The 25,580-nt window shown below is 65.1% G+C and carries 21 protein-coding genes, 1 tRNA gene and 1 pseudogene; 5 read left to right on the top strand and 18 right to left on the bottom strand.

The window, feature by feature from the left end:
- Window positions 1-29 precede the first annotated feature (29 nt).
- Together A5756_RS10085 and A5756_RS10080 are read right to left on the bottom strand one after the other, a co-directional pair.
- The gene (locus tag A5756_RS10085; RefSeq protein WP_232005340.1) at window positions 30-5,294 is read right to left on the bottom strand and encodes a DEAD/DEAH box helicase; all 5,265 of its coding nucleotides are present in this window, start codon (window positions 5,292-5,294) and stop codon (window positions 30-32) included.
- Between the two features lie 18 nt (window positions 5,295-5,312).
- The gene (locus tag A5756_RS10080; protein ID WP_066951634.1) at window positions 5,313-8,312 is read right to left on the bottom strand and encodes a hypothetical protein; all 3,000 of its coding nucleotides are present in this window, start codon (window positions 8,310-8,312) and stop codon (window positions 5,313-5,315) included.
- 428 nt (window positions 8,313-8,740) lie between these two features.
- Here A5756_RS10080 and A5756_RS10075 point away from each other — a divergent pair, with 428 nt between their 5' ends.
- A complete protein-coding gene (locus A5756_RS10075) occupies window positions 8,741-9,703 on the top strand; it encodes a DNA cytosine methyltransferase (RefSeq protein WP_066951633.1) in 963 nt (320 codons plus the stop codon).
- On the opposite strand, the gene A5756_RS10070 is transcribed toward A5756_RS10075, so the two are convergent.
- The gene (locus A5756_RS10070) at window positions 9,692-10,138 is read right to left on the bottom strand and encodes a very short patch repair endonuclease (protein ID WP_232005339.1); all 447 of its coding nucleotides are present in this window, start codon (window positions 10,136-10,138) and stop codon (window positions 9,692-9,694) included. The genes A5756_RS10075 and A5756_RS10070 overlap by 12 nt on opposite strands.
- Before the next feature lie 99 nt (window positions 10,139-10,237).
- Here A5756_RS10070 and A5756_RS10065 point away from each other — a divergent pair, with 99 nt between their 5' ends.
- Complete coding sequence (locus A5756_RS10065) at window positions 10,238-11,053, top strand: HNH endonuclease (protein WP_197505758.1); 816 nt, start codon at window positions 10,238-10,240, stop codon at window positions 11,051-11,053.
- Here the strand turns inward: A5756_RS10065 and A5756_RS25855 are convergent.
- The 10 genes and pseudogenes from A5756_RS25855 to A5756_RS10025 all read right to left on the bottom strand — a co-directional run bounded on the left by A5756_RS25855 (window position 11,050) and on the right by A5756_RS10025 (window position 17,100).
- The gene (locus A5756_RS25855; protein ID WP_156659395.1) at window positions 11,050-11,220 is read right to left on the bottom strand and encodes a hypothetical protein; all 171 of its coding nucleotides are present in this window, start codon (window positions 11,218-11,220) and stop codon (window positions 11,050-11,052) included. The genes A5756_RS10065 and A5756_RS25855 overlap by 4 nt on opposite strands.
- A gap of 45 nt (window positions 11,221-11,265) precedes the next feature.
- Window positions 11,266-11,559: a hypothetical protein gene (locus tag A5756_RS10060; protein WP_156659393.1), complete on the bottom strand. Its 294-nt coding sequence runs from the start codon at window positions 11,557-11,559 to the stop codon at window positions 11,266-11,268.
- Window positions 11,556-11,717: a hypothetical protein gene (locus A5756_RS25850; protein ID WP_156659391.1), complete on the bottom strand. Its 162-nt coding sequence runs from the start codon at window positions 11,715-11,717 to the stop codon at window positions 11,556-11,558. The genes A5756_RS10060 and A5756_RS25850 overlap by 4 nt, the downstream gene beginning before the upstream one ends.
- 239 nt (window positions 11,718-11,956) lie before the next feature.
- Window positions 11,957-12,505 (bottom strand): annotated as a pseudogene (locus tag A5756_RS10055) (recombinase family protein); the annotation flags it as partial.
- Between the two features lie 139 nt (window positions 12,506-12,644).
- A complete protein-coding gene (locus A5756_RS10050; protein ID WP_066951627.1) occupies window positions 12,645-13,103 on the bottom strand; it encodes a flagellar hook-length control protein in 459 nt (152 codons plus the stop codon).
- Complete coding sequence (locus A5756_RS10045; protein ID WP_066951621.1) at window positions 13,100-13,591, bottom strand: hypothetical protein; 492 nt, start codon at window positions 13,589-13,591, stop codon at window positions 13,100-13,102. The genes A5756_RS10050 and A5756_RS10045 overlap by 4 nt, the downstream gene beginning before the upstream one ends.
- A 349-nt stretch (window positions 13,592-13,940) precedes the next feature.
- Window positions 13,941-15,878, bottom strand: a complete 1,938-nt coding sequence (locus A5756_RS10040) for an AAA family ATPase (RefSeq protein WP_066951618.1) — start codon at window positions 15,876-15,878, stop codon at window positions 13,941-13,943.
- An 88-nt stretch (window positions 15,879-15,966) separates the two neighbouring features.
- Window positions 15,967-16,191 (bottom strand): AlpA family transcriptional regulator, encoded by a 225-nt coding sequence (locus A5756_RS10035; protein WP_066951615.1) that lies wholly within the window; start codon window positions 16,189-16,191, stop codon window positions 15,967-15,969.
- Window positions 16,192-16,365: 174 nt separating this feature from the next.
- Window positions 16,366-16,638, bottom strand: a complete 273-nt coding sequence (locus A5756_RS10030; RefSeq protein ID WP_066951612.1) for a hypothetical protein — start codon at window positions 16,636-16,638, stop codon at window positions 16,366-16,368.
- Window positions 16,639-16,869: 231 nt separating this feature from the next.
- On the bottom strand, window positions 16,870-17,100 hold the full coding sequence (locus tag A5756_RS10025; protein WP_066951609.1) for a helix-turn-helix domain-containing protein: 231 nt from the start codon (window positions 17,098-17,100) through the stop codon (window positions 16,870-16,872).
- Between the two features lie 69 nt (window positions 17,101-17,169).
- Between A5756_RS10025 and A5756_RS10020 the strand changes: the two genes are divergently transcribed.
- Entirely contained in the window at window positions 17,170-17,748 is a 579-nt protein-coding gene (locus A5756_RS10020) for a hypothetical protein (protein WP_156659387.1), read from the top strand.
- Window positions 17,745-19,151 (top strand): site-specific integrase, encoded by a 1,407-nt coding sequence (locus tag A5756_RS10015; protein WP_066951603.1) that lies wholly within the window; start codon window positions 17,745-17,747, stop codon window positions 19,149-19,151. Before A5756_RS10020 ends, A5756_RS10015 begins: the two co-directional genes overlap by 4 nt.
- 1 nt (window position 19,152) lies before the next feature.
- Here the strand turns inward: A5756_RS10015 and A5756_RS10010 are convergent, their stop codons facing one another.
- From A5756_RS10010 to A5756_RS09990, 5 genes are all read right to left on the bottom strand, one after another.
- Complete coding sequence (locus A5756_RS10010) at window positions 19,153-20,577, bottom strand: HEPN domain-containing protein (RefSeq protein ID WP_156659384.1); 1,425 nt, start codon at window positions 20,575-20,577, stop codon at window positions 19,153-19,155.
- A gap of 140 nt (window positions 20,578-20,717) precedes the next feature.
- Window positions 20,718-20,789: transfer RNA gene (locus tag A5756_RS10005), tRNA-Val, on the bottom strand.
- Between the two features lie 46 nt (window positions 20,790-20,835).
- Window positions 20,836-21,297: a peroxiredoxin gene (locus A5756_RS10000; RefSeq protein WP_066951596.1), complete on the bottom strand. Its 462-nt coding sequence runs from the start codon at window positions 21,295-21,297 to the stop codon at window positions 20,836-20,838.
- Window positions 21,297-21,719: a DUF3052 domain-containing protein gene (locus A5756_RS09995; protein ID WP_066951594.1), complete on the bottom strand. Its 423-nt coding sequence runs from the start codon at window positions 21,717-21,719 to the stop codon at window positions 21,297-21,299. Before A5756_RS09995 ends, A5756_RS10000 begins: the two co-directional genes overlap by 1 nt.
- Before the next feature lie 92 nt (window positions 21,720-21,811).
- Window positions 21,812-22,393, bottom strand: coding sequence for a hypothetical protein (locus A5756_RS09990; protein ID WP_082948295.1), 582 nt, complete (start codon window positions 22,391-22,393; stop codon window positions 21,812-21,814).
- A gap of 185 nt (window positions 22,394-22,578) precedes the next feature.
- On the opposite strand from A5756_RS09990, the gene aceE reads away from it, so the two are divergent.
- Entirely contained in the window at window positions 22,579-25,368 is a 2,790-nt protein-coding gene (aceE, locus tag A5756_RS09985) for a pyruvate dehydrogenase (acetyl-transferring), homodimeric type (protein WP_066951592.1), read from the top strand.
- Window positions 25,369-25,580 lie beyond the last annotated feature (212 nt).

The following is a 25,580-nucleotide window of genomic DNA, read 5'->3' as shown; positions in this document are numbered from 1 at the left end:
GGCGGTTGGTTGGTCATCCCGCTACCAAGTCACTGAAGGTACTGCCACACAGAGATTGGGTTCCGGCGGAACTCACGAATGTCCTGCGTTGAAACGTAACGAAATCGGCTCTCGGCCTGGCGGACCGCTGCTTTCTGCTGGTCGGTGAAGTACGAGGGTTCCGGACGCCAAAGCGGGTGGCGGAGCAGGACACACTTGTCATCACGAGTGATCGCAGGAATGCCCTCGATTACCGATCTTGACGAGCCACCCAACGCAGCGGCCGCAGCATCCATCCATTCTCCTTCTGTCGGCAGCGACCGGGACACGTCAAATGGTTGTCCTATGGCGAGTTCAAGGATGTCGAGCGCCAACCGCCAGTCGAGCAAAGCATGGCGGCGCGAGTTGTTGTACGACCGAAGGCAGTCCGGGCACGACGTATCGCATTTTTCTCGGTGCCCATCCGCTTCCCAAGTTGAACGCAATTCGGCTAGTGCCTGTTGCAGCATGCTGGTGAAGAGCTCGCGGCGGCCAAGTTCGACCGCATAGCCGGCGCCATTCTCCGCCGTATCGGCCAGGAATACAGCCGCGCAGACCTGCATGCCGTCCTGACGTCCGTCCGACCCAAAAACCGGCGCCTGCAAGGGCATAACACCCGCGGTGAGTTCAATCGGATCAAGGTCCAGATATACCTGAGCGGCCCGCCGCAGGATTTCCGCGAACGAGGTGTAGGCGGCCCGACCGGACAGCAGGTCGTACAGCGCTACGGCTCCGGTCCCCACGTCTAACTGCTTCGGCGTTATCAGCAGCGCGTCGGTTACGCGAACCTCGCCGATGGTCTTTAGAGGAGTCGATCCCGGAGGGGCGGTTTCCGCCAGAACCGTTTTGTCGGACTGCGGCCGGAACAGATACCCACGGCCAAAGTTGTCATTGATTGAGACGAGCCTACTTTGGGAGAAGAGGTCAAGCTTCAGGTTTCCTGCCTCATCGCTGCCGGTAGGTGCTGCCCCCGGAATAAGGGCCGGGACCGATACGCTGCTTAAGACTTCTTGGTCGTCGTCATACGCCCGTGGCTTGTAGTCGGTCCTAAACCCGCGCGGTTCATACACTTCGATGCGTTCGACCGCATTCCCGCATGCGGAACAAATCGGGTCGGACGTCAATTCCGTTCGGCCACAGTCACCGCAGCGGCCGACGGTTCGCGGCTGACCGAGCGGGTCGATTGGCTTCGCGAGGTTCCCCTTGGGCACATAGGCTGCGAATCCCGCGACGGTGTGTACCAGCCCGTCTTTGACGACCTCCGCCGCGGGCGCAAAGTTCCTGATGGCCAGTTCGAGCGACCGGTCGCTGACTGCCTCCTTCTGCATTCCGATTCTGCTGCTGACTGGTTGGCCCCAAAGACTGCGCACCCGTGTCGGGAAACCGAACATCGGAACGATCCCATACCGGGCCAAGGCGGCGCTGAGCTCGGTATCGGGCGAATCGGCCTCACTCGCGACGACCTCGTCGATGCGGCCTGCCAACGCCCCCCTGATGCCGGCCTTCACCGCAGCCACCTCAGAGTCGGCAAGAGGAGTATTTGCCGCTAATCGGTCGACGATCGCGTCTACCTGGTTCGAGCTGGCGAGCCAATTGCTGATTTCGTCACGGAACCCTTGCCATTCGTAGGTCTGGCCAAAAGTCCCATGGTTGCTGTTCGGTGTCCAACTCGGACCTGCGCCAGGCGAGGCGAACGCTTCGAAGAGGCATTCGCTTGCAGCGACGCGCTCGACAATTCGGCGTCGACCCAGATCCAGGAAAGGCTGCGGTGGGATGTCTCCCGTGATGCGTTCGGCCCGGTTGAAGTAGTACTCGTCGTGTGTCCGGTCGCGGCAGATTGTCACGGCGTAGCTCAACGCTTGTCCTGTCCGGCCTGCACGGCCGACACGCTGTTGATAGTTGAAGCGCTGGGGCGGCATGTTGGCCATCATCGTTGAGCGCAACGACCCAATGTCGACGCCGACCTCCATGGTGGTCGTCACAGACAGCACATCGAGCTCGTCGGTCAAGTAATTCTCTGCAGGGGTGAACGCTCCTTTGAACCACCGTTGCCGATCGCGTTGCACGGCAAGCGGTCTTGTCTGGCCAGTCAACTCGGCTATCGATAGGCGGCGTGGCTCCTGATACGCGAGCCACGCGTAATAGTCGAGTTCTTCAACCGCCAGTGCGTCGGTGAGATCGGGGCTGTAGCACTGCCGGTTGGCACATATACCGAGACTCGGGTGAAGATGGGCGAAGTTGCAGCGATTGCATCGCCACACCTCTCCGTCACCCGGCTGGAACACCAGCGTTGCGTCGGCGGCCGCGGTTCGTAGCAGCCATCCCCCGACAGCGCGGGCCACCGCGCCGCCGCTCATGAGGCCGTTGAGCTGCTGCTGCAGCACAATCGGATTGACCCCTCGCTTCGCGGCTACCGCTTCGACGTACTTTCGCACCGGCGGTGGAATCACGGCGGTCGCTTGTACGCCAGCGCGACGACTGCCGTCCGTTCTTCCCATCAGACCGAGGATTCGTAACACGCTGCCGAGGAGTTGAAATTGCTCGGTGTCGTTCAGGGGACCGGCTACCGGCTCCCATCCGTCGACGTGAACGAATGCAATACCCACCGACTCGAGGTCGCGCCGTGCCCGGTCGAAAGTGGCCTCTACCACTGAGTCACGGAGCGCCGACACCAGCTTTGTCTGCCCCTGGATAAGGGGCGGGACTGGCCACAATTCAGGCACGGGTGGCTCAAATGCCCGGTACCACGGCGTCTCTCCTTGAGCCGAGTCTTCAAGGTACTGATTCAAGGGATCAGGTCCACCTGGGTTGGACCCGAGCGACACAAAGACGTCGGTGATTCTGCGGCACATCTCCGTGAAGCCCACCGCTTTGACGCCCCCGAGCTTCGAGAGGGCATCCGCCAAGGCCGCCTCATCCGCTTGATCAAGGGGCAGTCCGTTGATTTGTTTGATTCTTGCGACGGCAGCTGCGCCGAACCCTTTCGCGGCGGCACCTCCGCCTGCATCGAACACGATCGCATCCAATTTGTCGTAGACGTCTGTGCCTGCGGCGATTTCACGGCGAAGGACTTGACGGACCAGATCTCGATGATGGTTCCGCGCGACTCCAGCAGCGGTACGCGCGGCGTCATCACGACTGTCGGTGAACACGATTGTCTTCGCATCGGCAACCCCTGCCGATCCCGATCCGCCTTGTGCTAGCGCGCGGATCAGCTGCGACAAGTAAAGCTGTGTTGCCGCTGCGGCACCCGAGGTGTGTGCCCTAATCGCAGATGCGATTTGGCCTGCCCGGAACGCTCCTTGGGGTAGGGGCTTTCTTGGCGCGTAGCCGCACGCTGGACACCGATCAGGTAATCCTGGAATGCGGTCATCGGGGCCGGCTCCCTTGTAGACCAAGGTCACGCCAGTGGGGCTTGTATAGTTGTTGACATCCGCCTTGCCTAGAAATGGGTTCCACTCGGTGGGCGCGAATGCCAACTCCACCTTGTCTTTTGACCACTTCGCAAGGTCGGTCGGCATACCAGGCCGGTACCAAACAAACTCTTTGGCAGGACGAAGAAAGACGGGCTTTCCGCTTTGTTCCTCGTTCACCGCAGTCGGCGACAGCAAGACCTCATTGCCCATGCGGCCTACCTCGTACCCGCCGAGGCTCACATCGCCGCACTCGTAGCAGTACAGCAACTCAAGGACCCGCGCGCCGCAGTCAAGGCACGCGCCAACCGGCGTGTTGTAGATACGGCCGACACGCCGATTCGGCGGTCGCTCACTCACACCGGAGCATTCCGGATTACTGCATGCCCACATGCCACGCGGAACCCGTACAAACAAATGAGCCCGCAGCGGAATCATCGATTCTGACGATGCGCTGGTATCGGCACTCGCAAGCTGCTCAAATAACGTTGCAATCAGCTCGTCTGCGTCATCGTTGGCAGGGAACAGTCGATCGGCGATGACCTCGACGGCGGTAGCGCGAAGGCGGTCTTCGGTGGGGTCCTGACATGCCGCCGCGATCGCATGGGATCCCTTTACGGGACTAACCGCATTATTACGAATATCGCTGGGGTCAAGCGCGTTTGGTGGGTCGAGAGGGATCTGCAGTCCAGGCTGGATGCTGAAGCTATCGGCGGAAACGCCGAAGAACTCCTGAAGGTACTTCCTGCCGTCGACCGAGTCAGTCAACGACGCAGACGTCGCGATCAGCCGAAGCTGCGGGCTGTCCGGCGATATGCCGAGCCTGCGGAGAAGGGCCCGCAGGATCATCGCTACCTCGCTGCCCTGAGTCCCGCGGTACAGATGCAACTCGTCGACAACAAGCGAAAAGACATGTCCGGGATTGCTATTCAGCCACTTAGCGGTCTGCTGGAACATCGGCGCCTCGATCTGCCGCATCATCATCGTGTTCAGCATCGAGTAGTTTGTCACCAGCAGATCTGGTGCGTGGCCGATCATGTCCCAGCGGGTGAGCATCTCGCCGGACCGGGGATCGGGAAACTGGCTGAGATCGATATCCGGGCGACCGGAGTTGCGAGCTTTCTGCAGGGCTTCGTACTCACGCTGATACGCGAGCAGGTCGGCCGCCACTTCTGCGACGGCGGTACCCGACATCTTGCCCGACCCCATGGTGTTGCCGGTGTACCTACCGAACCAGATCGGGTGTTGCGGATCGTTCTCACGCAGCGCTCGGACCGCGCGCCGTAAGCGCGTCATCTGATCCTCGACGAGCGCGTTCGTGGGATACAGAACCAGCGCACGGACCCCAGGCTCGCGGGTTTCTGGACCGCGCAGCGGTTGCCACTTAGGGTCGGCACCTTCCCACCACCAGTCGGCTTCCGGTTGGGCTGGCCACGTTGCCGCTTCTTCTGAAAGCCGCAACAACAGGGGCAGTAGGAAGGACTCCGTCTTACCCGATCCCGTCCCCGACGTCACGACGACGTTCCGGCCGGGTGCTGAACCTCCTCGGAAGTGATTCAGAATTGCTTCGGCCTGATGTTCGCGGAGGGCCAGCTGCTTCGGGTCGACGCCGGGAAATAGCGCAGCCCCAACACGATCGGCTATTGCTGGCAGGACTCTCGCCTGCTCCGCGATCTCCCTCAACTTGGCCGTATTCGCATACGGCACAACCGGCTCGATCATCACCTGTCCGATCAGTGCTCCCGGCTTCTCCAGCAGCGATCGGCGTTCGGCCATCATTGACTCGTCGCTGAGCCAAAATGCCGTATCGAAGTACCGCAGGTACGCATCCCTCAAGCCTTCAGCGAGCGACAGCGGTGTCATTGTGTCCAAGGCTGCATCCTAGGTAGTGAGAAGGGTGAACAGCAGGTCGGCGCTGTCCTGATCGATATCGCTATAGGACAAACACTTTCGTTTGTAGCCCTTCACCGCGATCTTCCTAACCGCGGGAAGCTGGCCCGACATGGCGACGACCGCCCGTCCGTAAAGCCCTGGCATGTCGCATCCTTGAGGTAGCAGGACAGCGTGTGATTCTTTGTGGTAGCAGGCCAGGGTCTTTCCACGGCCGTTTGCGGCAAGGTGCTTCGCGAGGTGAACCGTAGCCGTGGCAGCGCAGCCTTCGGCAACATCAGACTTCGAGCGATAGACGTAGGTTGTTTCGAAACCGCGCCGAATCTTGTACGCGCCCTGCGCGTTTGGATCGCCAGTCGATACCCAGCTTGCCGAAGCCAGATCAAACCTTTCGGCTGTCTGAAATCCAAGCATTGGCGTGCGTGGTAGCGCCAACGCGATGTCTGAGAGTCGCGGAAGTGCCTCAAGCATCCGCAAACCGGCTTCAGGCGCAATGGCTATCGGAACCTCATCATCACCGCCAAGCATTAGGGCGTCATCATCGCTGACGCCAGTGACGAAGATGCCAGTGGGACCCGCGTTTGTCTTCTTGACAGCAAGCTTGCCACCATGCGCGGCCGCCATCCCCTCGAGGCCCTCCCGCAACGACGATGGCCAGAATCCAGCCAGCTTGAAATAGCCGTCGCTGACCTGGCCGAGGCACGAAGGAGAAATCTCCCACCGAATCGGCCGCCAGCATTCGTCGCGCTCAATAGACAAGTGCCCCAAAGATTCCAGCGCCCGAATGAAGGTGTCAACGAAGAGGGCCGATCCCTCCAACTGCATCGCAATCGACTCCAACGAACTGATGGAACCTCCCCCCAGGTGCATCAGGGCATCGAGGGCCGCATCCCAGTTGACTTCATGCTCCTGAACCGCCGTGAGCTCCTCAACGGTCACGGTCGACGCGGTGGCCGATGAGGTCGTTTGCTTGCCAGCGTTCTGTCGCCAACCACCACGGGGCAACCAGCCGGGATACCGTTTGACCAGCCCGCACGATTTGCACTCTCCTTGAATGAACCGTGGCGCATGTCCACCGAGGGCGGGCGGCAGTTGAATGTGGTGCGCGCCCGTGACGACGCACGACTTCGGGTCTGGGTTGCCAATCTTGATCGTCGTGGGCACTGTCACCGTTTTTTGCCCTGCCCAGATGACCTTGCCCGTAGCCTTCTCGGTCGGCGCGACGCCGGATACTCCCTCCGCTAGCAAGCCGTCGATGAGCGCCGCGTCTGCGCTGTCGGCTGAGGCGGACAGTGCGCCGAGGGGTCGGTCGAGCGAATAGGTTAGCCGTGGCGCATCGTGCCACCCAATGTCAACGTCGTCGCTGGACCGTAAACGCAGCGACGCCTGCTGGATTGGTGTTTTACCACGGGTGAAGAGCGCGACCTGATAATCGCCGTCACCAAGTGGAACATCGTCGAGCGATACGACTAGGGCACCGGAATCAGAGTCCCACTCAAAGAGCGTGTCGTCCTCCATGGAGCCGCTCAGCGTCACGCGTAGGTGCGTCTCACTTTGAACCGTTGCTCTGATCTCCGGTCGGCTCGACGTCGACCACTTGCGGATCCGAGATGGGATTCGCAGGCCTCCAGCGATTGTCAGCTGGTTTCGGGCCAACGGAACCAGCTCGTTGTATTTGGTGCTGGTCGACGGGGCCCCGAACAGCTGGACATCGGTGAACAACACCCAGCCTTCCGGCAGGCCGGTGAGTTTGTCGAGCTTCTGAAAGCCGGGCCGCGCAGCCTCCTGCAGTATTTGCTCGACCTCGGCCACCGCACCGGCCGCAGCCTTCGTCGTACCAGAACTGCGAACCAAGACCAACGCGTCGACCCCCAGCTGCAAACGCTCCGACTCGAGATAGGCCGACTGCAGTTCGTCATAGATGAGCGGAACCACCATCCTCGGGAAATGCTTGTAAACCGGGGCGCCGTCGACGCCAGCGTGTCGGATACGCACAACACCTTCCAGCATCGAACGGAAGTCGATCGCCTCTGAGTACGCGGTACGCCACAGGCCGGCGGTTCCCGGGGAGAAGCCGAGCGATAACCAAGTGCCATCAGTCGCCAAGACTTCCATTGCGCCGTCCATCTCGGCAGTCAAGGGCCGCAATCCCAACGACAGGTCAAGTGATGAGCCCATGAACCCGGTGCGCAGGTTGGCGACTGCGACGGCGCGCGACTCAACCGCTGCCGTTCCTGGCGTTTCGTCCCCGACGACACCGTCCCAGTTCGCGAGTTCAACTGCCGCGACGGACGCGATTCGCTCATGGCTGTCGGATCGCCGCCACAGTCGGCGAAGATTCGCCGTCGCCGACGATCCTTCAGTGGTTAACCAGGTATCGAGATACCTGACAAGATCCTCCGGCGCCAATCGCATACCGGGACTCAGGCCGAAGTGAGCAAACATCAAGGGGAACTTGCGCCGGTCGCCTTCGCGGACCAGCGCCTGCGACATTGGCAACCCGACGAAGCGGTACGTCAGCGCGTAAGCGGTCGGCAACCCACGCTGGCCATCGAGATTCTCCAGCCAAATGTTAAGGCAACGCCAGAGGTACTCCGCGTTCCGCGGGTACTGCTGGCGCAGGGATCTGTCATCGTCGGGCAGCCTTAGCAGACGCGCCAGACGCGCATAGTAGGCATTCGAAGCAAGGTCTTCCTGGTTATCGCCCATCTCCTCGGCCGCCAAGACGCTGACTGCAAGAAACGCAAGGCACGGCGGCGGATCCACGGCTTTCTTCTGAGCGGCCCAGCGACGGGTTTCGGCGGACAATGCAGACAGACCAAACCGGCCATCCGTCATGATCGTCACGCCGCGTACCGCATCGGCCAAAGCTCGCCCAGCGTCAGAGCCGTGGTAGCCCGCCGCGGTAGCTATCTTTTGGAGTTCTTCCTCCTCAAGGTCCATGTACGCAGGCAGTGCGTCCACGTTCATCGGATAGATGACGTCCGCCACCGCACGATTCCACGCTCGGTACTCAACCCACCGATTGGATCGTTCGGGGGCAAGTCCGGTCACTCGGTTCCCGCCTCGCAAAGTGGTGTCGGTCACGTCTCCCCCTGGCAAACAATTCGTGACGTCTGTCACCGACAGTAGTCAAGCCGACCGACAGCCGACGCCGTTTGGCTGCGTGACGAGGCAAGTAACCTGCCCCCGACGCGGTTGCGGCCTGGAAGGCAGACGTTAAACCAGAGTGACGTGCGGAGCGGTCGTGCGACCGGCGACTTCGGACCGATTCGGGCCGCCGGACGACGTCCGTCAGCTACGCGCAATCGCGCGGTGATTCGGCTAGGCGCGTCGTTGCGTCGGAGCACGGCAGCACGACGTTAGAGTCAGCCTGTCGGACCTCGCCGATATTGTGCCGGGTGGTGGAAGGGACAAGTGTGGCGCTGACTTCGGTCGAGATATGCACGGGCGCGGGCGGTCAGGCGCTGGGGTTGCATAACGCGGGGTTTACCCACCGCGCTGTCGTAGAGATCGACCCTCACGCGTGCGCAACACTGCGAGCTAATCGCTCAGAATGGAACGTAATTCAGCAGGATCTGTTCGAGGATTGGGACCCCTCGGATTTTGCTGGTGTTGATCTCCTGGCCGGAGGCGTCCCTTGCCCGCCGTTCTCCAAGGCCGGACGCCAGCTGGGCGCCGACGACGAACGCGACCTATTCCCACGCGCGCTCGACCTCGCCGAGTTCCTCCAGCCCAAAGCCGTGATGCTCGAAAATGTGCGCGGCCTGCTCGATCCGGTGTTCGCCGACTACAGGGAAGACGTCAACCAGCGCCTGCGCGGCATGGACTATGAGCCGTACTGGCGACTGCTCAACGCATCGGACTACGGCGTCCCGCAGCTGCGCCCGCGCGTGATCATGGTGGCCATTCGGAAGGGGCTGCGGGCGTTCGAGTGGCCGGAGCCGTCCAAAGTGCCCGCGCCGACGGTCGGAGAGGCGCTCAAAGACCTGATGGCAGCCAACGGCTGGGAGGGTGCCGACGACTGGGCGCGCAGAGCGAACACCGTCGCGCCCACACTTGTCGGCGGCTCGAAGAAACACGGCGGGCCGGATTTGGGACCGACCCGCGCCCGGCAGGCGTGGCTCGCCCTCGGTGTTGACGGGAAGACCGTCGCCGAGGAAGCTCCCGAGCCGGGCTACACGGGCGTTCCCCGGCTGACTGTCCGTATGGCCGCTCGGCTCCAGGGCTTCCCCGATGACTGGGAGTTCGTAGGGCGGAAGACCAACACCTACCGGCAGGTCGGCAACGCGTTTCCGCCGCCGGTCGCTCAGACTGTCGGCGAGCAGATCAAAAAGGCGATCAGGGCACCGAGGAAGAAGCGACTACCGTCAGTCGCGTGAGAGTCGGGGCGGCGACTCCCAGCCGCTCGCGGTGAGGGCCTGCTGCACTCGCTCGACGCACGCACCGATGTCGGCCTTGACGTCTTGGTCCCACATCCGCACGACGCGCCAGCCCAAGTTGCGCAACGCCGCGTCAGCCGCGCGGTCGCGCTCGATGTTCCGGGCGATCTTCATGCGCCAGTAGTCCGAGGATGCCTTGTCCGGATTCCAGTGGTCAGGATGGCCATGCCAGAACACACCGTCAACGAAGACGGCGACCCGCCAACGTATAAAGACAAGGTCAGGCCGACCCGGGATGTCCTTGCGGTGAAGCCGGTAGCCGGTCGCTCCCGCCTCGCGGAGCGCCTTACGCAGCGCGAGTTCGGGTTTAGTGTTCTTCGATCGGATCGCGGCCATGTTCCGCGACCGGCCCTTAGGCGACAGATGGTCTGCCACGCCATGAGTCTGCCCGACCGTCCCCGGTAACCGGAGCGGCGCTGCCGGAATCGCATCCTCCGTCGAACGGCTACCAACTGCATGGCTACGCTCGCCGGCATGGCAGACGACGCAGAGCCGTCTCGCTTCTATGGCGACATCGCCTGGTGGAAGCTGCGGATCGCACCTGGAACCAACAGGCCCTTTGGAGGCGAGAAACGGCTAGCGGCGTATCTGTACTTCAACGTAGACGTCGGCGGGACGTTCACGATGCGCCAACTGCGAGAGGCCCTCGGCGAGGAAGACACGCCTGAGCAAGCGGAACATCTGAACCGCCGTCTCCGGAATCTCAAGCCACAGGGCTGGCGGTTCACGTCCTATAAGGACCAGTACGGCCAAGCGATGGATGAGTATGTGCTCCAGGAAAAGGGGAACAAGCTGTGGCTGGGTGAACGGACAAAGCGCCCGACTATCTCCAATGCTCTCAAGCGACAGGTCTACGAACGGGACCTCAACCGTTGCGTGATTTGCGGTGTGGGTGCGGGCGAGCCGTACCCAGGAGAACCTGGTACGGCAGCCCGGTTAACTGTTGGCCATAGGACGGCGGGAGCCCGGCACGGCGGAGCAAGCGTCGACAATTTGCAGACGGAGTGCGCTCGCTGCAACGAGCCCGTCGGCGACACCCCGCCCAATCCAGAGGTTCTCGGTGAGGTGATGGCTTCCGTTAAGCAGCTTGGCGCGGCAGACAAGGCGGCGCTCTTGGCATGGCTTGAGAGCGGCTACCGGCACCGGAGCAAGGTTGACTTCGCGTATGACCGCACCCGCAAGCTGGCAGTGTCCGAGAAAGAACAGGTGATGGAGTTCCTTCGGTCTGCGACTAAGGGCATGGGCGGGCAGCAGTCGCGAGGAACGACGGGAGGCTCGCAGCCCGGCTAGAGCAGCTTGAGTACGCCGCCGTCGAAGTGGTGTTCGTCGCGCCCGTACCAGCCCGATGGCTTGCCGTCATCGAACTCCACCCGAGCATTGGTGTCGTTGACTTCCACCACGCTGCCTGGGGAGCCCGAGACGGTGATCACGCGGTCACCGACCTTGAGCAGCTCCATACCGCTCAAGCTACGCCGGAGCACCGACACGGCGCAGATACACGGTCAGCGCGAGAAGTGCCCGAAACTTTCGATGGCGTAGACGGCCACGCCGCCGACCACGCCGACGGCGGGAAACATGAACCGCTCGGTGTAGGAGTCGTGGATCAGCGCGCCGTCGCCCTCGATGACGGTGCCCGGTCCCATCGTCCAGTTCTCGACGTAGCGCCGGAACGCCTCAGCCGTGACAACCGGGACATCACCCAGGAAGCCCACCGCGAGCAGCCAGGCGTCAGGGTCGCCCGCGATGTCTGAGCGGACGCTATCGCCCGTCCAGTCGATTCCGTCGATGCCGGTCACCACTCCGCCTCTCCCTGTTGCGCGTCCCACGTCAGCACCGCCATCGCGGCACTGGCCAGTTCCTTGCGCGCGTGGAGCGTGTCGTCGTCGGTCGGGCCGCGCCCGTCCCACCGCGCCAGGGCGGTGGACAGTTGCTCGACCAGCTGCGCCGGGATCATCGGTCGGCCAGCACCCGGTCGGCCACCTTGCGATCCAGCTTGGTCCAGTGCCAGACAACCCCGGGGTAAACGCCCGGCTCCTTATGTGCGTAATCAAGCTGGACCATCCTCATGTACACCGCCGACGGTGTGCGCCCGAGGTCGGCGGCGAGCGTCTGCACCGTGGGGTGCTTCTCGTCGGCTGGCAGGCCGTGCTCGCGGTACACGTCGTCAACGGCAATGATGTCGGCCTCGGTCCAGCGCGTGTTGTACACCGTTGCGCGGCTTATTTTGTACTCGCTGGCGATCGCAGACGCGGACTCGCCCTCGGCCATCCGCCGGTCGACTTCAAACGCCTGGTCTGCCGACAGCGACGGCACCCGGCCCTTATAGACGCCCTTGTCCTTGGCGATGGCGATGCCCTCGCGCTGGCGTTCGAGCAGCAGCGAGCGCTCGAACTCGGCCACCGCACCCATGACCGACAGCATCAGCACCGCGCATGGGTCGCTGGTGTCGCCAAACGTCAGGCCCTCCTTAAGGAATCGGACGCGCACGCCCTTGGCGGTGAGCCGATCGACGGTCTGGCGAAGATCGACCAGCGACCGGGCCAGGCGGTCCATGCTGTGGACGACCAGCTCGTCGCCGTCGCGGAGGTAGGCCAGGCACTCGGTCAGCGCGGGGCGGTTGGTGTCTTTGCCGCTGGCGTGGTCCGTGAATACCTTGTCCACTTGAAGCCCGTCTAGCTGGCGCTCAGTGTTCTGATCGACGGTGCTGACGCGCACGTAGCCGACGGTTTGGCCCTTGGTCACGGTGGTCCTCTCGGGTGTCTAGGTGATGTCTAGAGTCATCTTAGACCACTGTCTATCAATCCGCCACCGACCCTAATTAGACTGCGAATGCCGCCAGGCTGACCGCCTCGTATGGCTCTAGCCCAGATAGACGGCCCAGCTAGAGCGGTCGGCGCAGGCTCCGGCTCGGCGGCCACGCCGCCAGCGGGTCGTAGCGGTCGGCCCGTCGCGGCGGCGTCGGCTCGGCAACAGCCGGTTGTTCAGGCTCGGACACAACGTCTTGTTCGGCGTCGGAAACAACGTGTTGTTCGGCGTCGGCAACAACGTGTTGTTCGGCATCGGCAACACCCGGTTGTTCGGGTTGCCCCGCACGGTGGCGGGCCACGGCCAGCCACTCGCTCAGTTCGTCGGCGGGCACACCGCCGAGGGCAAGCACCTGGCGGCAGACGTCGAGCTGTACCGGCCAGGCCACGTCATCCTCACCGATCACGGCGCCGAACAGCTGCCGTAGCTCGGCGGCGGTCTGGGCTTCCAGGTCCGCTGGGTTCAGCTTGCCGTCGGCCACGTCGCGGGCGACCGACGCCGCCGCCCTGATGGCGTCCTCACCGGTGATGCTCACTCCACTACCTCCGTTTCAATCACGTTGCCGCCAATGGCGGCTCGGGGTTCACGCTGAGCGACAAGCGCCAACAGTTCGGTTTCCAGCCGGTCGATGACGGCGCGCGGGTCGGTGCTCACGTTCACGTCCACTTCGGTCCGCTGGGGTGCGTGCAGCCCGTTGAGCCGGGCGTCCTTCTCAATCATGTCGGCGATGGCCTTCGCCGCCGACACCACGCCCTGGAAGTCGCCGCGCTGCCTGGCCGACGCCATCTCGGCGAACAACACGGACTTCGTGATGCGCAGGCCCTCGCTGGCCGACCGGCGGGCGGCCTCGGGTGACTCGGGCGCGGTCCGGTCCAGGTGTCGGCGCACGGCGTCCTGGGCTGACTGGCGGCCACGGTAGCCCAAAGTATTGGCGATCTCGGACCAGGTGCGCCCGACCGCGCGCAGCCGGAACGCCTCCTCGGCGCGGGCTCGGGAGTCTTGGCGATTCATCGTCGGCGGCATGTCCTGATTGTGTCCTGATGGGGTGCAGACGCCGCCGCGCCAGCTGAGAGGGATGCCGCAACTCTCCTTCGCGCTCGACTAGTGGTGTCAGCTGTCGAGTGGGCTGTGGGTCCTTGACCCTTTCCGGCCCCCATCGGCCCCTCTTCTATAGGGAGGGGCCGAGGGCTGATTAGTGACAGGCCCCTATCGGCCCCTCGAAGGGGGCCAATAGAAACCGCAGGTAGAAGGTTGTTTTCAGGCCGATCGGCCCCGGCCGGCCCTGCGCCACGGGGCCTATAGAAATTGGCCATTGGCCCCTCGGCAAGGGGCCAATAGAAAGCCCAGGTCAGAGTCAGAGACACTTTCCGCGTCACCGCCCACTTGGCCCCTCAGCGCCCGGCGCGCGCGGGTCGATGACCGGTGCAATGCCGTTATCGGCGTCAGGCGGGTCACCTCCGTCGAACAGCGGGTCCATCGCCTCGGGCGTGATCTGGTACAGCTTGGCGACACCAGTCCTCGTAAAGGTCACCAGACCCCGCTTCTCGGCGAGGCGGATCGCCTCGTCGGTGATCCTCTTGTTGCCGCCGACCGCTTTCTTCAGGTCGGTCGTGGTCATTCCCTTGTCGTCTTTGCGGCACTCGGCGTGGCGGTCGGCCAACACGTTCCGAACCTCGATGACCCGCGTCTCCACGGTCTCCCTCTTCCCGGTGTCGGCGCGGTTGCCTCCGGCGTAGGTGAGCCGCCCGGTGGCCTGATCCCACGACAGAAGGCCCTCGGGCACCGGATTGTCGGCGTCACGCACCTTGTCGGCGGCGAAGTAGCGGTCTTCTTTGCCGGCCTCCCGCACGATCTTCCAGTTGGCGTCCGACCACCCGAGCGCCGTCGAATCACCTCGGGCGCGCTCCTTCTCATGGCCCATGTGGTGGTGCACCAGTGCGTCGGCCACGCCCGCCGCCGTCAGCATGTCGGTCAGCGGGTACAGGAGCTTGCCCATCTCGTTGCTCTCCTTGACGCCCATCGCGTTGATGACCGGGCTGAGGCAGTCGAAGATCACGAAGTCGCAGCCCAGGTCGGCCAGCCGCCGCGTCCACATGTCGCGCAGCCGGTCGTTGCCGAGGTCGAACAGTCCCGCCTGCCCGCGCAGGCATACCACGTCCACCACGGCGGCGGTGTTGTCGATGCCCTGGCGGCGAAGCCACCGCTTCAGCACCTCGGTGGTCATCTCGTTGTCGATGATTACGATGCGCTCGGCGCGCTGGCGGACCTCGAACGCGCCGAGGAACGGATCCCCGTCGGCCAGCGACCGGACCAGGTTGCCGCTCAAGGTGGTCTTGCCCGCGCCCGCCGGAGCGGCGCACAACACCTTCGCGCCGCCCGAGGGCCACAGGCCCTCGATGCGCATCCGCACCGGGTCGTCTGGCGTGGCCAGCAGGGCGTCCAGGCCGATGACCGGCGGCAGCGTGATCTCGGCGGCCTCGGTGGCAGCCAGACGCTTGCGGGCGTCGGCCTGGGCGCGCTGGTTCTCGACCGCCGCCCATTCCCGTAGCAGGCGCAGGCTGGCCAGGCGCGTCTCGGTGGTCATCGGCGGTAGCCCGATCAGATCGTCCACTGTCGTGTCGGGGTCGCGGTACAGCTCGCTCAGGGTGAACGCGTAAGGCTTGTTCTTCAGCGCCACCGCCGCGTCCAGGTTGTCGGCGGCAGCCTTCGCGACGGCGCGCTCCGCCCACGGCTTGCCCTCGGCGGCGAGCGCGTCGATGGTCGTCAGCGCGATCTCGCAACGGGGTTCCAGGCCCTTGGTCGCGGCCTTCAGCCCGGCCCGAGTGACGCTGGCCTCTGTGGGCTCCCACGTCTGGCCGCGCTCGCTGTACCACCGTGCCACGTCGGCCATCGAGGGACTTTGGTCGATCAGCCCGAGCGCCTTGGCGTCAGCCACCGAGACCGAGCGCAGCCCAGCCACCGCGTCGTACCCGCCCTTGTCCTCGCGGAATTTGCCCCGGTTCCTGCCGTGCTCGGCGGCATACAGCCCGCCCACGACGGTGGCTGCCTGCGCTGAGCCGTACTGCGCGTCCTCGGCGTGTTTGGCGTTGGCGCGCTTGGTGTTGAACAGGTTGTAGCCCTCGTCGCCAGGCCGCCGACCGTTCAGGTCGGTCTTGCCGTCGTCGCTCGGATCATCGCCCCTCGGGTCGGCGGGGTTGAACAGATCGTGCCCGTTGTGGCCGTTGGCGCTGGCCTCGACAGCGGCCTCAGCGTCGGCGGCGCGGCTGCCGCCCTCGGCGCTATGATTCGGGTTGTCCTTTCTCGGGGACATGTGGTGTTCATCCCTTCTCGGGGTTGTTCATTCGGTGGCAACGCCGCCCGGTCGAGGCCAAGTACCGGGCGGCGTTCGCCGTTCTAAGTCAGGTCAATTCGTTGAGCTGCAGCCGGTTGGGCTCGACTGTGTGAGCGGCCAGCCACGCCTCGATGTCGCTTACGCGGTATCGAATGCGGTTGCCGAACTTGACGTAACGCGGGCCGATGCCTTTGCGCCGCCACAGCTTTAGCGTCTGCGGCTCGACACCGATCATGGGCGCGGCCACGGCGGACTCGACCGAGGCGCTGGGCGCCGGAGAGCCGACTGTCATGGTGATCCTCTCGGGTGATGCGGGTAGATCGGAGGCTAGACGGGCATGGTGCAGACGCCCGGTGCGTCGCCGGCAGTTGCCCGAAGTGGGGAGGGCTACTCCCGGTGGCGATTTCGATGCCGGTACCACCGGCACCCGCGAGGCCAGCAGGTGCCGGTGGCCGGTATCACCGCGCTACCAGGCCAGGGGGCCAGTGGCAGAGGAATGTCTCTCGAACCCGACAAACGTGCAAGGCTTGGTCACACCGTCCTCGTGCACAATCGCGTCCCCGGCACGGACGAGCCTGCCGAGCTCGGCGTCGGCGACGAGCGCGAAGCCCTCCTTATCCCAAGCGATGACGGGCAGAGTGATCACGTTGTCGTCGTGCATGTCGTCGATCGTGCAGTCCTCATTCATGACCTGGTAGGCGGCGCGCGTGCCGTTGGTCTCGGCGATCAGATTGAGCATGATGTTGGTACCCTTTCGATGTCGGGGTTCGGTGGCTACAGCCACCTGCCCCGTTCCCTTTGTCAGCCGAGGTTTTCGGCTGTCAGCACCCGGGTAGGGAATCGAACCCCACACACAGCGACCGTCCCGGGCAGAAGAGCCTCCATACGCGGACAAGCAGAGGAGCCTCCATACGCGGACAAGCGGCGCAAGCCTGCTGGTGTGGCGTGATGAAGGGCTGTGCCGAGGCGCTCACGCCGCGCCACCACCCTCCAGCAGCCGCAGCAGCTTGGCGGTGGGCACACGCATCCGCGTGGTGCTAAGCCGGATCACCGGCAGATGGCCGCTCTTGACCATCCTGTAGGCGAATCCGCGCGAGACGCCGAGGTATTCGGCAGCGGTGTCGATGCTGACCGTTGGCGGACCCTCGCGCAGGCGGTCCAGAGACGGGGTGTTGTCTTTGGTGTCGGTTAGTTGAGCCATGTGTCTAGATTGGCGTGAATAGTGATAACCGTCTAGGCAGTTAGCTATCTTTGTGGCTATCATCTTTTTGTGACTAGTGATAACCCCGCTTTCACGCCCATCGTTGGCGACGTGATCGCCAGCGAAATTCGGCGTCTGAGCGGCAGGCGCGGCAGCGACAACGGGTTGATCGAAATTGCCCTGTACGGACACGATTTCCGTTATCAGGTCCGCATCGACCGCAGCGTGGGGGCGCCGCGCCTGACCGAGCTACGGATGGTCTGCGCCGACGAGGGTGGGGATATCGACCCCGCTGCCGTGCGCAACGTGCCGGTGCGCCGACTGGCCAAGGCGGCGGCTCAGTTCATCTCCATGACCGAGCACGGTGTGACCGACGTTGGTGACCTGTTCGACCCGACCGGCTCGGCCCGACCCGACCTCCCACCAGGCCGCCGACGCCGCAACCTCGGCGACGAGCATTACCGCCAGGTCGCCGCGCTGCTGAATTGGGCGCGCGAGATCGGGGTTCCGCCAAGAGATTACGTGGCCGACTACTTCGTGGTGGCCCGGCCCACCCTGGATCGCTGGATAGCCGAGGCCAAGAAGCGCGGGTTTCTGCGCCGCGACTGGAGCACCATCACCGTCGACACCGAGGAGACCGACAGATGAGCACCGACGCACAGCTCAAGCGCACCCGCCGGGCCGAGCCGATTACCAAGCACATCGCCCGCAACGGCGCGGTCAGCTATCGGTTCCGCGTTGATGTCGGCACCCGGCCCGACGGCAGCCGCGAGAGGCAATGGTTCACCTACAGCACGCTGGCCGAGGCGCGCCGCGAGTACCGCCGGATCAGCACCGAGGTGGCGGCGGGCACCTTCGTCAGGCGCGACAAGACGACCGTCGGGGTGTTCCTGGCCGAGTGGCTGGACGGACGCCGCGATGTGCGCCCGGTGACGTTGGCCGGTTACCGCTTCGCCCTCAAGCCGGTGATCGAGCACCTGGGCGCTATCCCCTTGCAGCACTTGCGAACCGCCGACCTCGACGCCCTGGTGACGCTGCGGATGGCGGGCCAGCCGGTCGCCCAGCGCGACAAGCGCGGTCGTCGGTCAGCCGAGGTGCTGGCCTGGCTGCGGGCGCGCCCCGAGGATGTCAGCTACGGCGAGCTGTACGCCGAGTTCGGCAACGCCGGGGACAAGGCGCTAGCCCGGTTGATGGTCGCCGGTGAGGTGATCCGGCCCGCGCGCGGACGCTACGCCGCCGCTCGGTCAGCCGATCCCGAGCGCCCGAAGGTGGCCGGTGGCGTCAGCGCGCGCACGATCGTCACGATGCTGGTGGTGCTGTCGTCGGCGCTCGATGACGCGATGGCCCAGGGCCTCGTCGCCCGCAACGTCGCCCGGCTGGTCAAGCGGCCCAAGATCACCGCCGCCGAAATGGCCACATGGTCGCCGGAGGAGGCGGTGCGATTCCGCGTGCATATAAATAGTGACCGTCTGGCGGCGTGCTGGCTGCTGACGCTGGCCGGGCTCCGGCGCTCGGAGGTGCTGGGCCTGCGGTGGGCCGACGTGGACCACGACGCCGGAACCATCACCGTGTCCCAGGGCCGGGTGGTCGTCGGCGGCGGCACCGTGACCGGCGCGCCGAAGTCCACCCGCTCAGCGCGGACGCTGCCGATGCCGCCCGACGTGCTGGCCGCGCTGCGAGCGTTCAAGACGCGCCAGGCAGAGGAGCACCTGGCCCTCGGCGGCGGCTGGCCCGACACCGGCCTGGTCGCCGTCAACGCCGACGGCTCCCCCATCCGGCCCGAGACGTACTCCAAGGCGTTCGCCGCCCACTGCGCGGCGGCGGGGGTGCCGCTGATCCGGCTGCATGACGTCCGGCACACCGCCGCCACAATGCTGCTCGACGGCGGCACCACGCCATCGGCGACGGCCAAGTGGCTGGGCCACGACCCGGCCATCACGCTGCGCGTATACGGCCACGTCTACGACGACGCGCTGGCCTCAGCGGGTGATGCGCTGCTTGGCCGGTCACGGAGCAGCGGAGACTCGATCGCCGCGCCGGTTCGAGGTTGAATCACTGCTGAGATTGCGAGGCCTTGACGGCCTCACCAAACCGCTCAGCGGAATAGTCCCAGTGTTCGTTCACAATTTGACGCTGCCTCTCGGCGGTCAGCCCGAGTTCAGCCAGGATTACCAAATGGAGCAAGGCTCGCGTGACATACTCAAGCCGAAAACGCGCGTCTTCGAGCGGCACCTTTTTCTCTAGCTCGCCGGTATTCAAGTGTCCGATAGCGTTTCGTGCGTTCTTCAACCACCTTGCCCAGGTCTCAACGTCGGTGAGCAAACTCTCGACCGCCCCGGCATCCGCCCTAGTCACGAGTTCAACCAACCGGTCCTTCAACCCAGGCCGATTATCTTTGATCCGGCTCAGCGCCCATTCCTTGTCCTTTTTGAGGAAGTAGAACAAGGCGCTCGTCACCTGTCGCACGACGGATGCGTGGTCGTCCGGAGGAAGTCCCGTTGAATCGGGAAACAAAGCGGTGTGGAAGCCTTCCGCCGCTGATGCGGCGTTGAATAGCCGATTTTGGTAGTAGCCACCGCGCTCGTAATCCAGGCCGAGGAGGACGTCAAGCGGCAACCCGATGGACTCACGCAGCCGTAGCCAGTCACGCATGACCGTGGCGAAGTCGAAATCGGCCAGCGTAAACAAGAGGTCGGGTCCCTCGTCGTCGTCATCAACAGATAGCTGGATCCCCTGAAAAAATAGATCCACTTCATAGGGCGTCGGTATCGGGCTGTCGGTGTTGATCAACAACTTGTATTCCATAGGGCGCGAGGGCGATTGAGTAGCAACGGTTAGAAGATCCTGCACGGCGCGGCTCCGGCCCAGGAATCCGTTCCATCGCCGCGATGACTTTGCTTCCACCTTGAGGACCACTCGTTCTGTTGTCTGGTAAACGCGCTCCGACTGGGTGGCCCTTGGCCCCTTCGACGACAGGTTCCAATGCAGTTCCAACTTCTCCGGGGGATCGTCTAAATCAGCTTCCAGCGGATCAGTCCATCGGACCGTCAGCCGCCATCGGTCGTTGTTCTGGACGTTTCCGATCCACTGTTCAAAAGCCAGCCCGGTGCGGTCAGCCCATGCGGTCAGGCCGGTCAAACTCGCGAACATGCCGTCGAAGACTGGCTGGTTGGGGTCGTCGAGGTGAACGCCAATCAACGCAACTCGCGGTCGAACAACCTGGGTGGTGCTAATCACCTGCGCTATGGTCGTCCGCCCGCCATTGGCGGGCATGGACTCAATGAGTGTGATGTGACGACCTGCCGCCGCGCCGTGGATCAACATGGTCGGCTCTGCTGCACGGCCCTCCGGAAGAAGCTGATCGGTCAGCTCCAGGCGCAGTCGAGACGATTGAGAATCCACCTCAAGAACTCCTCCGACGGCCTGCGCCGTGTTACCCGGCAACCACCACTTGCCCACATACCGTTTTGCTTCCACGAGATTCAGTATCGCGCGTGCTCACCCGAAGAGTCGGCCCGGCTGACGCGACCCTGTTGGCCCATTTGTGGCCCAGCGGGGGTTCCGGCAAGACCGCACCGCGAGGACGGAACCCAGCCTCTAGCAGGTGTTTTGGGTAGTGGGCGCGGACGGTATCGAACCGCCGACCGCTGGTGTGTAAAACCAGAGCTCTACCACTGAGCTACGCGCCCGTGCCCGAGGCAGGCTACACGCACCACGCCCGAGTACCCAAAACTCTCAGCCCTGCAAAGCAGCCAGCGCGTCGGTCCAGAGCCGCTGGTTGCGGGATTCGCCGGGTTGTTTCATCTCCGCGAACCGGATCACGCCGGAGCGGTCGATGACGAAGGTGCCGCGGTTGGGGTAGCCGGCCTCGTCGTTGAATACGCCGTAAGCCTGGCTGACCTCGCCGTGCGGCCAGAAATCCGACAGCACCGGGAACGTGAATCCGCTCTCCAGCGACCAGATCCGGTGCGTGGGCGGCGGTCCCACCGAGATGGCCAGTGCCGCGCTGTCGTCGTTCTCGAAGTCCGGCAGGTGATCGCGCAGCTGATCCAGCTCGCCCTGGCAGATGCCGGTGAAGGCCAGCGGGAAGAACACCAACAGCACGTTCTTGGCGCCGCGGTAGGCGCTCAGGCTGACACGCTGTTGGTTCTGGTCGCGCAGTGTGAAGTCCGGGGCGGTGGCGCCGACGGGCAGCATCAACGCTTCCCGGCTCGGGACTTCGGCTGCACCAGCCGGCTGGCGCTCCAGTCGCCCAGGTTGACCGAGGAGGTCGGCATCAGGCCGGCGGTGGGGGCGGCCTCGGCGATCTCGGCGGGCAGCACGTGGCCGGGCTTGCCGGTCTTGGGGGTCAGCACCCAGATCACGCCGTCCTCGGCCAGCGGGCCGATCGCGTCCATCAGGGTGTCCACCAGGTCGCCGTCCCCGTCGCGCCACCACAGCAGGACGACGTCGACCACCTCGTCGGTGTCCTCGTCGAGCAACTCGGCGCCGCACGCTTCCTCGACGTCAGCGCGGATTTCGTCGTCGGCGTCCTCGTCCCAGCCCCATTCCTGGACAACTTGGTCTCGTTGGATGCCCAGTTTGCGAGCGTAGCTCGAGGCGTTATCCGCCGCGACCACCGTGGAGCCTCCTTAATCCGTCCAGCGCCGTGCGATGGGGATTATCGTCGCACAGCCGCAACCGCGTCGACACTCGCGCCTCACGAGGCACCTCAGAAGGACGCCAGGCAAAGTTTGAGTGCCTTCGTCTTGGCGTCGTTGAGCCGGTCCACCCGCCGGTTGAATTCCCCCGTCGCCGCGTGGGTGCCGATCGCGTTGGCCACCCCGCGTGCCGCGTCGATATACGAGTTGAACGCGTCCTTCAGCTGCTGGGACAGCGCATCGTTGAAGCTGTTGCTCACCGTGTCGGCGCTGTTGTTCAGCGCGTCGATGGCCGGGCCCTCCGTGGGACCGGTGCCGCGGCCCGCGTTGAACGCGCCGACGAAGACGTTCACCTTGTCGATCGCGTCCTTGCTCGTAGTGGCCAGCGTGTCGCACGAGGTGCGCACCGCCCGGGTGGTCAGCGACTGCTGCCGCTGCGACTCGCGGACCCGCGACGTCGCCGACGACGCGGACACCGACGCGGACACCGACTGCCGATAGGCCGGGGCCACCTGGGTGTCGGGTGCGGCCGTGCCGTTGGTGACGGTGGTACACCCCACGATCCCCATCAGCGTCGCCGCAATACACCCGAGCGCCAGAGCGCCTCGCCTGGGAAAGCCCCCCGCAAGGACGGCACGCCATCCGATGAGCACGGCTCCTGACGTTACCGGTTGGCTTTGCCGATCGTCCCGCTACGCGCGAGTTCGTGTCCCCCGGGTGAACCCGCGCCACCTATCCGACGTCGGCTGGCCCCGGCCGACGCCGGTGCGGCACGATAGAGGGAGACGGTGCACAGCACCCCGAGGGCACAAGCCCCGCCAACTACAGGAGCAGTGCGTTGACAACCGAGTTCGCACGCCACGATCTGGCCAAAACCCCTAGCAGCGCAAGCGAACCCGACCGCGTTCGGGTGATCCGGGAAGGCGTGGCGTCGTACCTGCCCGACATCGACCCCGAAGAGACCTCGGAGTGGCTGGAGTCGTTCGACGAACTGCTGGAGCGCTCCGGGCCGGCGCGGGCGCGGTACCTGATGCTGCGGCTGCTGGAACGGGCCGGCGAGCAGCGCGTCGCCATCCCGTCGCTCACGTCAACCGATTACGTCAACACGATCCCGACGGAACTGGAGCCCTGGTTCCCCGGCGACGAGGACGTCGAACGGCGCTTCCGGGCGTGGATCAGGTGGAACGCCGCCATCATGGTGCACCGCGCCCAGCGCCCGGGAGTCGGCGTCGGCGGCCACATTTCGACCTACGCGTCGTCGGCCGCGCTGTACGAGGTCGGCTTCAACCACTTCTTCCGCGGCAAATCGCATCCCGGCGGCGGCGACCAGATTTTCATCCAGGGCCACGCGTCCCCGGGGATTTATGCGCGCGCCTTCCTCGAAGGCCGGCTCAGCGAGGATCGGCTCGACGGCTTCCGCCAGGAACACAGCCATGCCGGCGGCGGGCTGCCGTCCTACCCGCACCCGCGGCTGATGCCCGACTTCTGGGAATTCCCCACGGTGTCCATGGGCCTGGGCCCGCTCAACGCCATCTACCAGGCGCGGTTCAACCACTACCTGCATGACCGGGGCATCAAGGACACCTCCGACCAGCACGTGTGGTGCTTCTTGGGCGACGGCGAGATGGACGAGCCGGAGAGCCGCGGGCTGGCGCACGTCGGGGCGCTCGAGGGCCTGGACAACCTGACGTTCGTCATCAACTGCAACCTGCAGCGCCTCGACGGCCCGGTGCGCGGGAACGGCAAGATCATCCAGGAACTGGAGTCGTTCTTCCGCGGGGCGGGCTGGAACGTCATCAAGGTGGTCTGGGGACGCGAGTGGGACGCCCTGCTGCACGCCGACCGCGACGGCGCGCTGGTGAACCTGATGAACACCACCCCGGACGGCGACTACCAGACGTACAAGGCCAACGACGGCGCCTACGTGCGCGACCACTTCTTCGGCCGCGACCCGCGCACCAAGGCGCTCGTCGAGAACATGACCGATTCCGAGATCTGGAATCTCAAGCGCGGCGGTCACGACTACCGCAAGGTGTACGCCGCCTACCGCGCCGCCGTCGATCACAAGGGCCAGCCGACGGTGATCCTGGCCAAGACCATCAAGGGCTACTCGCTGGGTGCGCACTTCCAGGGCCGCAACGCCACGCACCAGATGAAAAAGCTTGCGCTGGCAGACCTTAAGTGGTTCCGGGACTCCATGCGAATACCGATCAGCGACGCGCAGCTGGACGAGGACCCCTACCTGCCGCCCTACTATCACCCCGGCCCGGACGCTCCGGAGATCCGCTACATGCTCGACCGTCGCCGCACCCTCGGCGGCTTCCTGCCCGAGCGCCGCACCAAGGCCAAGGCGCTCAAGCTGCCCGGCCGCGAGATCTACTCCGCGCTGAAGAAGGGCTCGGGCACCCAGGAGGTCGCCACCACCATGGCGACCGTGCGCACCTTCAAGGAAGTGTTGCGGGACAAGGAGGTTGGCCCGCGAATCGTGCCGATCATTCCCGACGAGGCGCGCACGTTCGGCATGGACTCGTGGTTCCCGTCGCTGAAGATCTACAACCGCCTCGGCCAGCTGTACACCGCCGTCGACGCCGAACTGATGCTGGCCTACAAGGAAAGCGAAGTCGGGCAGATCCTGCACGAGGGCATCAACGAGGCGGGCTCGGTGGGCTCGTTCATCGCGGCGGGCACGTCGTATGCGACGCACAACGAGCCGATGATCCCGATCTACATCTTCTATTCGATGTTCGGGTTCCAGCGCACCGGCGACGGGTTGTGGGCCGCCGCCGACCAGATGACCCGCGGCTTCCTGCTCGGGGCCACCGCGGGGCGCACCACGCTGACCGGCGAGGGCCTGCAGCACGCCGACGGCCACTCGCTGCTGCTGGCCAGCACCAACTCGGCGGTGGTCGCCTACGACCCGGCGTTCGCCTACGAGATCGCCTACATCGTGGAAAGCGGGCTGGCGCGGATGTTCGGGGACAACCCCGAGGACGTGTACTTCTACATCACCATCTACAACGAGCCGTACGTGCAGCCGCCGGAGCCGGAGAACTTCGATCCCGAGGGCGTGCTGCGGGGCATCTACCGCTACCGCGCCGCGACCGAGCAGCGCGCGAACACGGCCCAGATCCTGGCCTCCGGGGTGGCGATGCCGTCGGCACTGCAGGCGGCCGAGATGTTGGCGGCCGAGTGGGACGTCGCCGCCGACGTCTGGTCGGTGACCAGCTGGGGCGAGCTCAACCGCGATGGCGTGGCCGTCGAAAAGGCAAAGCTGCGTCACCCGGACCGGCCGGCCGGGACCGCCTACGTGACCCAGGCGCTGTCGAGCGCCGGCGGCCCCGTGATCGCGGTGTCGGACTGGATGCGCGCCGTGCCCGAGCAGATCCGGCCATGGGTGCCCGGCACCTTCGTCACCCTGGGCACCGACGGCTTCGGTTTCTCGGACACCCGGCCCGCCGCGCGCCGCTACTTCAACACCGACGCCGAGTCGCAGGTGGTCGCCGTGCTGGAGGCGTTGGCGCGCGACGGCGAAATCGACCCCTCGGTGCCGGTCGCGGCCGCCCGCCAGTACAGGATCGACGACGTCCAGGCCGCGCCCGAGCAGACGTCCGACCCCGGGGTGGCCTGAGCGCTGCCCACGCCCCCGCGAGCCCCGCTCCCCGTCGAGCGTGCGGCCAGCCGCACATTGGGCGTGGGGGGGGGGGGGGGCGCCCCCGCCGGGCCCCCGCCGCGGGCGGGGGGGGGGGGGGGGGGGGGGGGGGGGGGGCGGGGGGGGGGGGCGGGGGGCGGCGCCGGGGCGGCGGGGGGGCGGGGCGCCGCGGGGGGGGGCGGGCGGGGGAG

Origin of the sequence: Mycobacterium sp. 852002-53434_SCH5985345, from assembly GCF_001667155.1 — a bacterium.
In the GTDB taxonomy this organism is placed as follows: Bacteria; Actinomycetota; Actinomycetes; order Mycobacteriales; family Mycobacteriaceae; genus Mycobacterium.
The sequence above is the reverse complement of the archived record's forward strand: the minus strand, read 5'-3'. Positions and strand labels throughout refer to the sequence as shown.